12 protein-coding genes are annotated in these 13931 nt (G+C 46.4%); 3 read left to right on the top strand and 9 right to left on the bottom strand.

The annotated features are described in order from the left end of the window. Positions 1 to 93 precede the first annotated feature (93 nt). From parC to idi, 3 genes are all read left to right on the top strand, one after another. Positions 94 to 2364 carry a DNA topoisomerase IV subunit A gene (gene parC / locus AC2204_RS13915; protein ID WP_318926284.1) on the top strand — a complete coding sequence of 757 codons (2271 nt, stop codon included), beginning with the start codon at positions 94 to 96 and terminating at the stop codon, positions 2362 to 2364. A 222-nt stretch (positions 2365 to 2586) separates the two neighbouring features. Then, positions 2587 to 3309: a 1-acylglycerol-3-phosphate O-acyltransferase gene (locus AC2204_RS13910; protein ID WP_318926283.1), complete on the top strand. Its 723-nt coding sequence runs from the start codon at positions 2587 to 2589 to the stop codon at positions 3307 to 3309. A 139-nt stretch (positions 3310 to 3448) separates the two neighbouring features. Next, positions 3449 to 3976 (top strand): isopentenyl-diphosphate Delta-isomerase, encoded by a 528-nt coding sequence (gene idi, locus AC2204_RS13905; protein WP_318926282.1) that lies wholly within the window; start codon positions 3449 to 3451, stop codon positions 3974 to 3976. Between the two features lie 61 nt (positions 3977 to 4037). Here idi and AC2204_RS13900 read toward each other — a convergent pair whose 3' ends face one another. The 9 genes from AC2204_RS13900 to AC2204_RS13860 all read right to left on the bottom strand — a co-directional run bounded on the left by AC2204_RS13900 (position 4038) and on the right by AC2204_RS13860 (position 13875). After that, the gene (locus AC2204_RS13900; RefSeq protein WP_318926281.1) at positions 4038 to 4424 is read right to left on the bottom strand and encodes a RidA family protein; all 387 of its coding nucleotides are present in this window, start codon (positions 4422 to 4424) and stop codon (positions 4038 to 4040) included. A 164-nt stretch (positions 4425 to 4588) separates the two neighbouring features. Continuing rightward, entirely contained in the window at positions 4589 to 5026 is a 438-nt protein-coding gene (locus tag AC2204_RS13895) for an arginine repressor (RefSeq protein WP_318926378.1), read from the bottom strand. Positions 5027 to 5262: 236 nt separating this feature from the next. After that, a complete protein-coding gene (locus tag AC2204_RS13890) occupies positions 5263 to 6060 on the bottom strand; it encodes a serine protease (protein WP_318926280.1) in 798 nt (265 codons plus the stop codon). A 196-nt stretch (positions 6061 to 6256) separates the two neighbouring features. Further along, complete coding sequence (gene pyrI / locus AC2204_RS13885; protein ID WP_318926279.1) at positions 6257 to 6721, bottom strand: aspartate carbamoyltransferase regulatory subunit; 465 nt, start codon at positions 6719 to 6721, stop codon at positions 6257 to 6259. A gap of 16 nt (positions 6722 to 6737) precedes the next feature. Next, complete coding sequence (gene pyrB / locus AC2204_RS13880; protein WP_318926278.1) at positions 6738 to 7667, bottom strand: aspartate carbamoyltransferase; 930 nt, start codon at positions 7665 to 7667, stop codon at positions 6738 to 6740. Between the two features lie 534 nt (positions 7668 to 8201). Further along, positions 8202 to 9212, bottom strand: a complete 1011-nt coding sequence (locus AC2204_RS13875) for an ornithine carbamoyltransferase (protein ID WP_318926277.1) — start codon at positions 9210 to 9212, stop codon at positions 8202 to 8204. Positions 9213 to 9339: 127 nt separating this feature from the next. After that, a complete protein-coding gene (arcC, locus tag AC2204_RS13870; RefSeq protein ID WP_318926276.1) occupies positions 9340 to 10251 on the bottom strand; it encodes a carbamate kinase in 912 nt (303 codons plus the stop codon). Between the two features lie 88 nt (positions 10252 to 10339). Continuing rightward, entirely contained in the window at positions 10340 to 11560 is a 1221-nt protein-coding gene (gene arcA / locus AC2204_RS13865) for an arginine deiminase (protein WP_318926275.1), read from the bottom strand. 869 nt (positions 11561 to 12429) lie between these two features. Further along, positions 12430 to 13875, bottom strand: a complete 1446-nt coding sequence (locus tag AC2204_RS13860; RefSeq protein WP_318926274.1) for a YfcC family protein — start codon at positions 13873 to 13875, stop codon at positions 12430 to 12432. Positions 13876 to 13931: the final 56 nt, after the last annotated feature.

Genomic DNA, 13931 nt, shown 5'->3' with positions numbered 1-13931 from the left:
CTATATACCCAACATGCACAAGATTGAGTTTGATCGCTGTTTGCCTGAGCAAGCAGCGATTAACAACGAAAATATTAAACGGATTACCCTACCATGACTGATGTCTCAATGGATGGCGTTGAACAGCTTCCGTTACGGAAGTTTACCGAAGACGCCTATTTGAATTACTCCATGTACGTAATCATGGATCGAGCCTTACCCTTTATTGGTGATGGTCTTAAGCCGGTACAGCGCCGTATTATCTACGCGATGTCAGAGCTGGGCCTGTCAGCGACGGCAAAATACAAGAAATCAGCACGTACCGTTGGTGATGTGCTGGGTAAATACCATCCCCATGGTGATTCTGCCTGCTATGAAGCGATGGTGCTGATGGCGCAGCCTTTTTCCTACCGCTACCCGTTAGTCGACGGCCAAGGAAACTGGGGTGCTCCCGATGATCCGAAGTCATTCGCGGCAATGCGTTATACCGAATCCCGCCTGTCACGTTTCTCTGAAGTCCTGCTGAGTGAACTGGGCCAGGGAACCGCAGACTGGGTGCCGAATTTTGATGGCACCATGAATGAGCCGAAAATGCTGCCGGCACGCTTACCGCATATTTTGCTGAACGGTATTACCGGTATTGCGGTGGGAATGGCAACCGATATTCCGCCGCATAATGCCCGTGAAGTCGCAGGTGCTGCCGTGCACTTGATCGAGAATCCGAAGGCGGATCTCGATGACATCATGGAATTTGTCAAAGGCCCGGATTACCCAACCGAAGCCGAAATCATTACGTCAAAAAGTGACCTGAAGAAAGTCTATCGTACCGGCAAGGGCAGCATTAAGATGCGTGCGGTATGGCATAAAGAGAATGGCGACATCGTTATTTCTTCTTTGCCCCACCAGGTATCCGGTGCCAAATTGCTCGAACAGATCGCCAATCAGATGCGGGCGAAGAAGCTGCCAATGGTCGACGATTTGCGTGATGAATCTGATCATGAAAACCCAACCCGTATCGTCATTGTTCCTCGCTCTAATCGTATTGATTGCGAGCAATTGATGAATCATCTGTTTGTCTCGACCGATTTGGAAAAGAGTTTCCGGGTTAACCTGAACATGCTGGGGCTTGATGGGCGTCCGCAAGTCAAAGGGTTGCTGGAAATTATCAACGAATGGCTGGTATATCGTCGTACTACGGTACGTCGTCGCTTGCAGTACCGTCTGGATAAGGTGATTGCACGCTTACATATTCTTGAAGGTTTATTGGCGGCCTATCTCAACATCGACGAAGTGATTGAGATCATCCGCACCGAAGAAAATCCGAAAGCCGAGCTGATGTCGCGCTTTGAATTGAGTGTGATTCAGGCTGAAGCCATTCTTGAAATCAAACTGCGTCAACTGGCGAAGCTTGAAGAGATCAAGATCCGCGGCGAACAAGATGAACTGGCGCAAGAGCGTGAGTACCTGGAAAAACTGCTGGGCTCTGAGCGTCGCCTGAACACGCTGATTAAGAAAGAAATCTTAGCTGATGCTGAGAAATATGGCGATGATCGCCGTTCGCCGCTCGTTGAGCGTGAAGAAGCCAAAGCCCTGACTGAACGTGACCTGATCCCAAGTGAAGCCATCACGGTTGTGTTGTCTGAAAAAGGCTGGATCCGTCACGCTAAAGGCCATGATGTTGACCCAAGCAGCTTGAGTTATAAGTCCGGTGATAATTATCTCGCCCATGCGCGTGGTAAAAGTAACTTGCCGGCTATCCTGATCGGTTCGGATGGTCGCAGTTATGCGCTTGAATCGCACAGCTTGCCTTCTGCGCGTAGTCAGGGAGAGCCGGTAACGGGACGCCTGAACTTAACGCCTGGCACGACTATGCGTCAGGTATTAATGGCTGAAGATGAGCAGATGTGGTTAATGGGCTCTGATGCGGGATATGGTTTCATCTGTAAGAGCACGGATATGGTATCGAAAAATAAGAGCGGTAAAGCGCTGTTAACGGTACCTGAAAACTCTGCGGTGATGCCGCCCCAGCCAATTTTTGATCTAAATAATGATGAAATTTTGGCGATCACCAATGAAGGGCGAATGTTGTTGTTCCCGATTAAAGATTTACCGCAACTAGGTAAAGGCAAGGGGAATAAGATTATCAACATACCGGCAGCCCGCTCTAAATCTCGAGAGGAGTTCTTGTCGCAATTAGTCGTATTGCCACAAGGATGCCAGGTGACGTTGCATGCCGGTAAGCGCAAGCTTGGCTTGAAACAGACAGATCTTGATAACTTCCGCGGCGAGCGCGGACGCCGGGGGACGATGTTGCCGCGTGGTCTTCAGCGAGTGACCCGACTGGAAGTGACATCGAATGAGCAACCGTCAGGTAATACTGAATAATTCCAATCAGGAGAGGTGTTCCTGTTGGGATAACCGGACGTTCAGAAAGTAAGTGTATTTGACAGGCCCTCCTCAACGGAGGGTTTGTTGTTTCTGCCGATTGGTTTCATCGGTTCAGGATTGTGAGAGCCACGCAATTTACCTTCAATATATCCACATAATTGATGTAATTTCTCTTTGCCTGAGTATACTAGCGAACGCTTGTACGCTGAGGAGAGCTCCATGATATTTATATTGCGCGTTGTAGCAGTCGCAATCTTTGCTGTATTCATGTTTGTTTTTGGTTGTGGCTACTGCTTATTAAGCCCGCGCAATCCGAAAAACGTTTATACCGTTGGCCGTCTTTTTTGCAAGATGTCACGCATCTTGGGAATGAAGCTGGAACTCCGTTTCGCCGAAGGGGCTGAAGATGTAGGAGCCAGCATTTATGTTGCTAACCACCAGAATTCCTATGATCTGTTTACGGTCTCTGGTGCCATCATGCCACGTACTGTGACGGTCGGGAAAAAAAGCCTGGTTTGGATGCCGCTGTTTGGACAGCTTTACTGGATCACGGGCAACATTTTGATTGACCGTGCAAACCGGAGCCGGGCGGTGGGAACCATCGGCCAGATCGTAGAGAAGATCAAGCAACTGCAGGTCTCGGTATGGATGTTTCCTGAAGGTACTCGTTCCCGTGGCCGTGGTTTGCTGCCATTTAAAACTGGTGCATTTCATGCCGCGATTGGTGCCGGTGTACCTGTGGTGCCGATTGTTTGTAGTTCGACAGAAAATGTAAAAATGAACCGTTGGGATAATGGCGTGGTGATCGTTGAAGTGTTGCCGCCAGTATCAACCGAAGGGCTATCGAAAGAAGACGTGCGCGAACTGTCGAATAAATGTCGTACAATGATGGAAGATAAACTCGCTGAATTGAATGCCGAAGTCGCAAGGCGTTCAGCATAAAATCAGCTTGTGATAGTAGAATTACATGCACTAATGGGCACGATGGATTGATCTGTTATTAAACGTGCCGCTGTAAAACAAGGACATGTTCATGGCATGTCCTTTTTATTTTTTATATTGTGTAGAAGATAGATAAGTAATGATTGAAGAGCTGGTTGTATTAGTCGATCCGCACGGTCAGGTGCAAGGCGTGCAGGAAAAAATGCAAGCGCATCGTGAAGGGGCACTGCATTTGGCTTTTTCTGTTTTGTTGTATCGTGAAACGGTACAGGGAAGAGAATTTTTAATGCACCAGCGTGCGTTGGGTAAATATCACAGCGGTGGTTTGTGGACCAATACATGTTGTTCACACCCAAGACAGAACGAAACGATAGAGCAAGCGGGATTACGCCGTCTAGAGGAAGAAATGGGTATTACCGGTATTACCCAGTTGCATGATATTGCGAGCTTTGTCTATCGCGCAGAGCTGGATAACCAGTTGATAGAGCACGAGCTTGACCATGTATTGGTCGCCAGCATTAAAACAATCGAGGTGGCGCCAAACCTGAATGAAGTGATGGCTTATCGCTGGTGGTCGCAATCAGAATTAGAGCAGGCATTAACGATGGATCCTGAGCAATTTACGGCCTGGTTTCCACAGGTGCTAAAGCATGTTATTCATCATTAATTGGTTTGAGATGAAGATAAAAAAAGCTGCCAGAGGCAGCTTTTTTTGGATCTGAACCGGGTTACTTGCGTACAGCAATAGCCTCGATTTCGATCTTTACGTCTTTAGGCAGGCGTGCCACTTCAACACATGAACGTGCCGGGTAAGGGGCGTTATGTTCATCGAAGAACTTACCATATACTTCATTTACGGTTGCAAAGTCATTGAGATCTTTTACAAAAACGGTCATTTTAACGATGTCAGCAACTTTCAGGCCTGAAGACTCAACAACCGCTTTTACATTGTCCAGTGACTGACGAGCTTGCTCTGCGATAGCTTCAGCGACTTCACCTGTAACCGGGTTCACTGGGATCTGGCCGGAAGTCAACACCATGTTACCGAGATCAACGCCTTGAACATAAGGGCCGATAGCCGCTGGAGCCTGATCAGTATGTAGAACTTGAGTCATTGATTATCCTTATTAAGTCATTCACAACGTGGGTAGTCATGCCAGTCGTTAATACTGGCGTCCTAGTTTGCAGCGCAACGGCTTTCAGGTCAAAGGGTTTGATGCCGCTGTGTTATGGCATATATCAAAGAGAAAAGTGTGATGGTCAAGGGGCTGATACCCAATTAAACGGGGATACCGAGCCGTGCTTTGACGACTTTTTCGCACTCTTCAATACGGCTGATATCTTTAGGAGCAACCATTACCGTATCATTTCCGCCGACAGTCCCTAAAATCTCATCATGTGGCTGGATATCGATAAGACGGGCGACCAGTTGTGCGCCGCCGGGGTGGGTTTTTACCACCACAACCAGCTGATTATGGGTAATGAATTCAATTTGTGATGCAATGGATGAGCTAACCTGTACGGGTTCATTTTCCACCGTCAGGCAATACACTTTTTTGCCGTAGGCATTAGGAACCTTCGCCACCCCAAGTCGAGAGAGCAGGCGTGATACTGTTGACTGGCTGACATCGTCGTAACCGAGCGCAATGAGTCGGTGGCGAATATCATCCTGGGTGGTAAAGCTTTGCTGTTGCAGTAGGCGTTTACACGCAGTCATGATGCTTTCATCAACTGCCGCCGCATCTATCGCACCGTGTATATCGTATCCATTCACGGGCAACTCCTTATTATTGGGTACAAAGATCGTATCATTATTGTTTTATGGCCCAGCAATTATGCAAGTGTTGCATAATCCTGCATAAGGATAATAACAGTAACTTTAACGGGGTAATTTGACCCTTGTCACCAAACAATAATCTGGCAGCATTAGCAAAAACAAGAATTATATCCCATTTAATTTGTGAGACTTTTATTGTTGTTTTTATAACGGCTTATTATGGACTTTGACGGGATTGCCTGAGCCACCTGGGGTTCAGGCTGACGAGCTTGTTGCTGGTTTAACTGATTGACATAAGAGGAAACTTGTACGTTAGCGAGATCAGGCATGGCATAAGACGTATCGATACCAAGTTGTTTGAGCCAGTCAAAAATTAAGGTCGCAGGGACAAATTGGCTATAGCGCTCGGCAGGGCGCAAGTTCGTGAGATCTTCCGGGTTATGCACGATCGCCACCGTAATGCCAACGATTTCGCCGCTTTCATTGAATACGGGCCCGCCGCTCATTCCGGACATTACCGGGGCATCGCTGAGTGAATAAAGACAGTCGGTATTGGTATCAATAACATCCTGCAGGTATTTCCCTTCACCTTTGATGCTGCCACCCAGTAAAGAGTGTCCTTCGTGGGTGACCTTCTGGTCGGGATAGATCAGCCCCCAGTCAGGTACATGCTGAGAAGAAGTGCGTATTAAGGACAAATCACAGTACGGGTGGTGAATGACATCAAGATCCCATGACAAGCGGGCAACGTGCTTGGCGGTAATCTGATAGCTATCGTTGATAGGTACGGATGAGCCAAATCCGCCCAGTAATATGGGCACCCCAATGACCACTAATTGATTAGCATTATTGGCGGGCGTGCGGCTGATCGGGCCATTGGTCGTGACACAGCCGGTAACTGCCGCCGCAAGGAATATGGCGGCCATCATGCGTGCAGTCAATGTATACAAGGAAAAAACAATAAATAACTTCATGCTACAGTCCTTTGAAAAGACTTGGTTCAGCGTTGCTGCGATAGGGGCTGAATCAGGTTTTATAAGAGTTAATTCAAAGGTAGGAGTTGCTGCCTGAAGGGGAGTGTCTCGGATGTGAGAAAAAAGCCAGCTCAATAATGGGCTGGCTTTTTTATTATGAACCGGCTTTAAGCCTTATGTGCGGTGCGACGGCTCTTTAGTTACGCTCGGTGACAATTTCGCGTGAGAAGACTTTCTCGCAGTATTTACACTTGAGTTGTACATCTTCTTTCTTCGCGGTGACACTAAAACTGCTGTCAACAGGCTCATTATGGGTAATACAGTTGCTATTCGGGCACTTGAAAATCGCATTAACGAACTCTGGGAGCGACAGTGTCAGCTTCTTAACCACCTCATAATTTTCAATCTGATTAACGGTTGCGTTAGGCGCATACAAGGCAAGCTGGTTAGCCTGGTCTTCACTGAGGAGGATGTTTTCAATCTTGATCAGATCCTTGGCTCCCAATGCTGATGACGGCAGGTTAAGACCGACAGTCACACGCTGGTTGGTTTTGTGCATCTGGAACAGTTTCAGTACTTTGATCCCCACGTTAGCGGGAATATGGTCGATAACAGAACCGTTTTTAATTGCTTCAACTTGTAGTTGAGTTTCCTTAGTCATTGCTGTCATCTCCTGCTTAAAGTTGTTCGTTCAGTACAAGTGCCAGTAGTGCTTCACGTGCGTAAACACCGTTTTCTGCTTGCTGGAAGTAGTAAGCGTGCTTGGTTTTATCTACGTCGACGGTAATTTCATCGACACGTGGTAATGGGTGCAATACCTTCAGGTTGTCGCGTGCTTCAGCCAGCATAGGGGCCGTCAGGATGTATGCGGCCTTCATGTGCGCGTACTCTGATTCGTCAAACCGTTCTTTCTGAACGCGAGTCATATACAGAACATCCAGCTGAGGGAGCACCTCTTCCATGGTGGCGTGAAGGCTGTAGTTGATACCTGCCTGGTCTAATTCTTCGCAAATATAATCTGGCATGGCCAAGATTTCTGGTGCAACGAAGAAGAAGTTGATGTTGCTAAACTTCGATAGCGCTTGGGTCAGTGAATGGACTGTGCGGCCATATTTCAAATCCCCCACAAATGCTACGTTAAGGTTATCAAGACGACCTTGGGTTTCGAAGATAGAGAACAGATCCAGCAGCGTTTGGGTCGGGTGTTGGTTAGAACCGTCGCCGCCGTTGATAACCGGTACGCCGTTAGAGAATTCAGAGGCCAGACGTGCGGCACCTTCTTGCGGGTGGCGCATGACAAAAGCATCCACGTAAGAAGAAATGACTTGCACTGAGTCAGCCAGTGTTTCGCCTTTTTTTGCCAGGGATGTGTTACCACCGTTATCAAAGCCGATAACGGTTCCCCCCAGGCGCTGTACTGCGGTTTCGAAAGAGAGGCGAGTCCGTGTTGATGGCTCAAAGAAACAGCTCGCCACGACTTTATTTTTAAGTAGTTCTGGATTTGGCTCTGCTTTTAACTTTCCAGCAGTTTCAACAATAAGTTCAAGTTCACTTCGGTTTAATTCCGGAATGGAGATGATGTGTTTTTGAAACAACGAGTTCGCCATGGCTTCTCTTCCCTATAATAGATAACTGATAGAAATGTTTTTAAACCCTTTCTGGTGCCCTTTTAATCCAATGTATTCATCGAATGTAATTTCTGCCAGATAAACGTTTAAAGTTGTCGGCTTTCACGCAAAAAGCAGACAAAAAAAAGCCCCCTTGAAAAAGGAGGCTTTTTTTAAAATCGGAAAAACAGAAAAATAAAACCACCGCCGATTTTCGACGATTGTGAGTCAAGTTGTGCTTAACTGCCTGGTTCATTTTTTAACTCTGTTTTGACAAATTGCGAAGGATTATACGCCCATTTCCTGTGAGCGCAAGCGTTTGCCTGAAGTATTCATTTTGTGGGATTTTATGCAAGCGTGAGTTTTCCCTGTAAATGGGATTTTTGGCTTTAAGGCTTTGAAAATAAAGATTAATCACAGTAGTGGTGTGGTTTTCATTGTGGCAATAAATGCAAATGCCACCCCGAAGGATGGCATTAATTATAAGAGCTTTAAGGGGTTCTACGTCGAATCTTTAAAACTCAAGAGAGTCGATTACTGACCCAGTGTTGCTACCATGATTGCTTTGATAGTGTGCATACGGTTTTCAGCTTCGTCGAATACGATAGAGTGCTTAGATTCAACTACTTCATCCGTTACTTCAACGCCGTCTTTAAGCATTGGGTATTCTTGAGCAAGCTCTTTACCAACAACAGTGTCTTCACCGTGGAAAGCTGGCAGGCAGTGCATGAATTTCACATGTGGGTTGCCGGTTGCTTTTAGCATGTCCATGTTGACTTGGTAAGGCATCATTAGGTTGATACGCTCAGCCCATGCTTCTTTCGCTTCACCCATTGATACCCATACGTCAGTGTATAGGAAATCACAACCTTGAACGCCTTCTTGAACGTCTTCAGTCATGGTGATTTTCGCACCCGTTTCTTCTGCAATTTCCTGACACTGGGCAACTAGCTCAGCTTCAGGCCAGAATGCTTTAGGAGCAACCAGACGGATGTCCATACCCATTTTCGCAGCACCAACCATTAGGGAGTTACCCATATTGTTGCGTGCATCGCCCAGGTAAGCGAAAGTCATTTCATGCAGTTGCTTGCCACGGCCGTGCTCTTGCATAGTCAGGAAGTCAGCCAGGATTTGAGTCGGGTGGAACTCGTCAGTCAGGCCATTCCATACTGGAACACCAGCGTAAGCGCCAAGATCTTCAACGATTTCCTGGCCAAAGCCACGGTATTCAATGCCATCGTACATACGGCCAAGAACGCGTGCGGTATCTTTCATTGACTCTTTGTAACCGATTTGAGAACCCGATGGGCCCAAGTAAGTTACGTTAGCGCCTTGGTCATATGCAGCAACTTCAAATGCACAACGAGTACGCGTTGACGCTTTTTCAAAGATCAGCGCAATGTTCTTACCAGTCAGGCGAGGCTGCTCGTAACCGTTGTACTTCGCTTTTTTAAGCTCAGCGGCTAGTTCTAGCATGTGCTGAATTTCACGTGGAGTGAAGTCTAGTAATTTTAGGAAGTTACGGTTGCGAAGGTTAAAAGCCATGATGTTTTCCTCTTAATAATCGGTATCTCTCTGGCCGACGCACGGTCTTTGTTATGACGATGCGAAGTGTCGGCCTTCAATATATATTGTTTATCGTATTATTGGGTTGTTGTGAATAACTATTCTGTTATTCTGAGATAATATTTGTGCCAGCTTCACCTTTAAGGATGCGTAACCCCGCTTCCAGTGAGCCAATACCAACTAACTTGCCGCCTTGTTTGATGAACTCGCAAGAGGCATCAATTTTCGGACCCATAGAGCCCGCATCAAATTCGTATTGCGCTAATTCGCTCGGGGTTGTGTTACGCAGTGCTTTTTGCGTTGGTTTACCCCAGTCGAGGAATACAGCATCTGCATCGGTCAGGATTAACAGTGCGTCGGCATTAAGTTGTTTCGCTAAGAAGGCTGCTGACATGTCTTTGTCAATCACCGCTTCTACACCAACAAGCTTGCCATTTTCTTTCTTCACCGGGATGCCGCCGCCGCCAGTACAGATCACCAGGTGCTCTTGTTTGATCAGGGTCGTAATAGCGTCATCTTCAATAATGCCGATAGGCTGTGGGCTCGGTACGACACGACGGAAGTACTGGCCATCTGCTTTTATTGTCCAGTGGTATTTTTCTGCCAGTTCACGGGCTTCTGTTTCATTGTAAACAGGGCCGATAGGCTTGGTTGGGTCAGCAAAAGCGGGATCGTTTGGATCAACGCTCATTTGCGTAAGCATGCAAGATACGTTCTGCTCTGGCAGAATGTTCTTCAGTTCTTGCATTAAGATGTAACCGATCATGCCTTGGGTTTGTGAACCCAGTACATCAAGTGGGTATGGACTTACTTTTTTGTATTCCAACCCTTGTAGTGCCAGTAAGCCAACTTGCGGGCCATTACCGTGTACCAACACGACGTTATATTCTTTCGCGATTTCAGCGATGGTTTTTGCTGCCGTAGCAATGTTCTGGCGCTGGATATCTGCTTCTAGTGGCTCGCCGCGACGTAATAGGGCATTACCACCAAGTGCAACAACAACAGTTTGCTTGGTCATGGGATCGTCTCTCTTGGTTTTGTTTCTTATTGGCCGATATGCGTTGATACCGGCCATATTGTGTGGTGTCAGGTATTAGCCGTTAGACTTAAATACCATCACGTTCGATTGGGCAGCTCATGCAGCGAGCACCACCACGACCACGGCCTAGTTGATCTCCTGGAATTGAAAGTACCTCGATTCCGGCTTTATCATATTTTTCATTGGTGTAAGTGTTGCATTCATAGCCAATAACCACGCCAGGCTTCACAGTCAGAACGTTGTTCGCATCGTTCCACTGCTCACGTTCAGCTTCGAAGCTGTCGCCACCAGTCGTGATAAGGTTCAATTGACCTACACCCAGCGCTTTTTCGATTGCATTAACGAAGTAACCTTCTTCTTTAACACTTACTTTGCCAGACTCGTCACCTGTCAGGCTCCAGCATTGAACGTCTTTACGTACAACCTCAGGGTAAACAGAGAAAGTGTCTTCACGCATGTGTGTCATTACAGTATCTAAGTGCATGCAAGAGCGGTGCTTAGGAAGCTGCATAGCAATAACTTGCTTCGCTTCGCCGTGCTTGAACAAGCTAGAAGCCAGCTGTTCAACACCTTGTGGCGTTGTGCGCTCAGACATACCGATAAGTACAGCGCCTTTACCGATAACCAGTACGTCGCCGCCTTCGATAGTCGAGTTGTCGTAGATTTTCTCTTCGTCACCGAAGTACTTGATGAAGTCTTGACCGGCGAAGGTTGGGTGCCAGCGATAAATTGCGCGAACATGGTTTGTTTCACGCTGACGAGCTGGTTTTGCCATTGGGTTGATAGAGACACCGCCGTATACCCAGCAAGAGGTATCACGGGTAAATAGGTGGTTTGGCAATGGTTCAATGATGAAGTCATTAGGCTCGTGGATAGCCTGCATCATTGATGATGACTGAACAGGCAGCTCAGCATAGCTTAGACCGCCAAGTAGGATTGAAGCGAGCTCTTGGTTTGACAGGTCAGCTAGGAAGCAGCGAACATCATTGGCGAAAGCCGGACCGAAACGGTGGTCAGAGATTTGAGTGTTAAGAAGCCATTCTTTCGCTTCAGGTACAGCCAGCGTATCTGCTAGAAGGTCACCAAGAAGCATAACTTCTACACCTTGCTCGCGAAGCGTATTTGCGAATACATCATGTTCTTCGCCTGCACGCTCAACGGCTAATACATCATCAAATAATAACTCGTGGCAGTTAGAAGGTGTTAGGTGCGTTAGCGCACGCTCTGGACGGTGGATAAGAACGCGGCGTAATTGACCTACTTCAGAACCTACATAGAACTTACTCATGATCGTATCTCTCTATTTTTATGCCAACGTAATATCGTTAGCTTTATTTGTTTGTCTCGAAGAGATTAATATTTTAATTTAATTCTTCGTTTCGTTTCTGGGTTTAATTCTACTCTTAAGTTAATAGTAGTCTAAGATCCCGGTCACACTTTACTTATTAACACGACTACCTAAGGTGTCGGTTCTATTAACATTATTCATGCATCTGTAGGTAGTTTTCATTAATGGTTTTTTATGTTGGGTTATTACCTTTAAAATTACTAAACCCTATGTAAGATATTGTTTTTAATCCTTTATTTTTTATATCGTGAAATTTTATTCAAAAGGGTTCAGGTTATTGATATGTCCTGGGGTTGAACTTATGCAATTAAACTGGTTGTCTATCTAAATAAACTTAAGTTGTTAATGGAATAGTAACCAAATTTTTTCTTTTTATTTTTCATTTTACTGTTTTTGTAATTTTAATACATGTCTTTTTGATGGGTTGATTAATTGTGTGTGTGGTTATTCTCTATTATTAATTGGGTTTTATTAATGGGTTAAATAATCTTTTTATGGAGGGCTGTGATTATTTTTCATCGTATGGTTAAGAAAATTTTCATTATCATGAGGTTGAAATTAAATTAGGGATAATAATACCGAATAACTCTCAATATACAGAATTGAGAGTGAGATGAGCCCTTCAATTTAAGGGCAATATACGCAGAAGCGAAGGGCCGTTTTATGTGTCTTTGACATCAAAGCGGGTTGGCTGATTGGTTGGGTTGCCTCGAAGGCGGTAAGTGCTCTGAGGCGAGAAAAACAAGACGTGAAGAAATGATAAAACCGCCGTCCGGCGGTTTTATCAGAGGTAGAAATCTAGCCTAAGGTTAGATCATCGCACCAATACTCAGCATAGCCATGATGAGTAGAGTCAGAATACCCAGTAGCGGTGCTACCCACTTCAGCCAGCGTACATAAGGAACGCGAGCAATCGCCAGGCCACCCATAACAACAGCAGAGGTTGGGGTCATCAGGTTCACAATACCTGAAGCAGACTGGTATGCAGTCACAACCAAGTCGCGGCCCACACCTGCAAAGTCAGCTAGTGGTGCCATAATTGGCATCGTCAGTACAGCCAAACCTGAAGATGAAGGAACCAGGAAGGACAGTAAAATTTCCAACCAGTACATCACGTTGATAAATACGATGGATGACAGGCCAGTGACGGCTTGTTCGGCAGAGAACAGGATTGAATCGGTGATCATACCGCGGTCCATGATAACCACGATACCACGAGCAATACCGATGATAAGAGCAACCCCTAATAGGTCACGGGCACCGTCGATAAAGCTGGATGTTAGTTCTTCTTCACTCATTCGCGCAATTAAGCCGATGATGATCGTTGACGCTAGGAACATGCCTGAGATTTCAGCCATCCACCAACCTGCAACTGCAACACCGTAGATCATGATGCCAAAAGAAGCGGCAAAAATAGCCAGAATGATTTTACGGGTAGTGGTGAATTCCAGCATTTCACCAGACTGATTGCCTAGGAAGTGTGCTTTATTCTCTTCGTACTTGTCATAAACGATGGATTTTGTCTTATCAGCACGGACCATTTTGGCATAGCGCATCACGTAGGCGACACAGATTAACCAGCCAATCACCAGCATTCCAACGCGCAGTAAGATACCGTCAGTGAATGGGATGCCAGCTGCGTTAGCTGCAATAACCGTAGCAAACGGGTTGATGGTTGAGCCAAGCGTACCGATACCGGCACCCAGTAGAATGGTTGCCGCCGCGACAAGCGGGTCAAAACGTGCTGCCAGCATCACCGGAACGAGCAAGGTATAGAAAGGCAGTGATTCTTCGGCCATGCCATAAATTGTACCGCCAGCGGCAAATAGCGCCATCAGGATCGGTATCATCAACTCTTCGCGGCCTTGCAGGCGAGCGGTAACGCGCTCGATACCGGCATCAATAGCCCCGGTCTTGGTAACTAATCCTAAGAAACCGCCGATGACCAGGATGAAGAGTGATACATCGATTGCTGCTGCTTCATATGAGTTGTGATCATAGAAGCCATCAATCGGTGCCAGCAGAATATCGACAACACCCTGAGGATTGCTTTCTACCGCTTTATAAGTACCGGTTACAGGAACTTCTTTACCTAGTTCTTCGTTCATTACCCGGTCGTATTGACCTGCAGGCACGATCCAAGTCAGCAACGCCACAATGGCGATCAGAGCAAATAAAATGGTGTAGGCGGAAGGGAATTTAAAGTTGGCAAAAAAGCCACCTTTTTCTTCCTTGGTTACCGTTTGAGTTGTCATAATTGTCTCCTTGCACCCTATGCCTAATCTCAGCATTCAGGTGTGATCCAGCACGC

This window comes from Photobacterium sp. (assembly GCF_057456235.1).
This window is presented reverse-complemented; position numbering and strand designations above follow the sequence as displayed.

Bases quoted from the DNA above. Each gene is read 5' to 3' on its own strand.
- parC (WP_318926284.1), top strand. From the start codon at position 94: ATGACTGATGTCTCAATGGATGGCGTTGAACAGCTTCCGTTACGGAAG.
- AC2204_RS13910 (WP_318926283.1), top strand. From the start codon at position 2,587: ATGATATTTATATTGCGCGTTGTAGCAGTCGCAATCTTTGCTGTATTC.
- idi (WP_318926282.1), top strand. From the start codon at position 3,449: ATGATTGAAGAGCTGGTTGTATTAGTCGATCCGCACGGTCAGGTGCAA.
- AC2204_RS13900 (WP_318926281.1), bottom strand. From the start codon at position 4,424: ATGACTCAAGTTCTACATACTGATCAGGCTCCAGCGGCTATCGGCCCT.
- AC2204_RS13895 (WP_318926378.1), bottom strand. From the start codon at position 5,026: ATGACTGCGTGTAAACGCCTACTGCAACAGCAAAGCTTTACCACCCAG.
- AC2204_RS13890 (WP_318926280.1), bottom strand. From the start codon at position 6,060: ATGAAGTTATTTATTGTTTTTTCCTTGTATACATTGACTGCACGCATG.
- pyrI (WP_318926279.1), bottom strand. From the start codon at position 6,721: ATGACTAAGGAAACTCAACTACAAGTTGAAGCAATTAAAAACGGTTCT.
- pyrB (WP_318926278.1), bottom strand. From the start codon at position 7,667: ATGGCGAACTCGTTGTTTCAAAAACACATCATCTCCATTCCGGAATTA.
- AC2204_RS13875 (WP_318926277.1), bottom strand. From the start codon at position 9,212: ATGGCTTTTAACCTTCGCAACCGTAACTTCCTAAAATTACTAGACTTC.
- arcC (WP_318926276.1), bottom strand. From the start codon at position 10,251: ATGACCAAGCAAACTGTTGTTGTTGCACTTGGTGGTAATGCCCTATTA.
- arcA (WP_318926275.1), bottom strand. From the start codon at position 11,560: ATGAGTAAGTTCTATGTAGGTTCTGAAGTAGGTCAATTACGCCGCGTT.
- AC2204_RS13860 (WP_318926274.1), bottom strand. From the start codon at position 13,875: ATGACAACTCAAACGGTAACCAAGGAAGAAAAAGGTGGCTTTTTTGCC.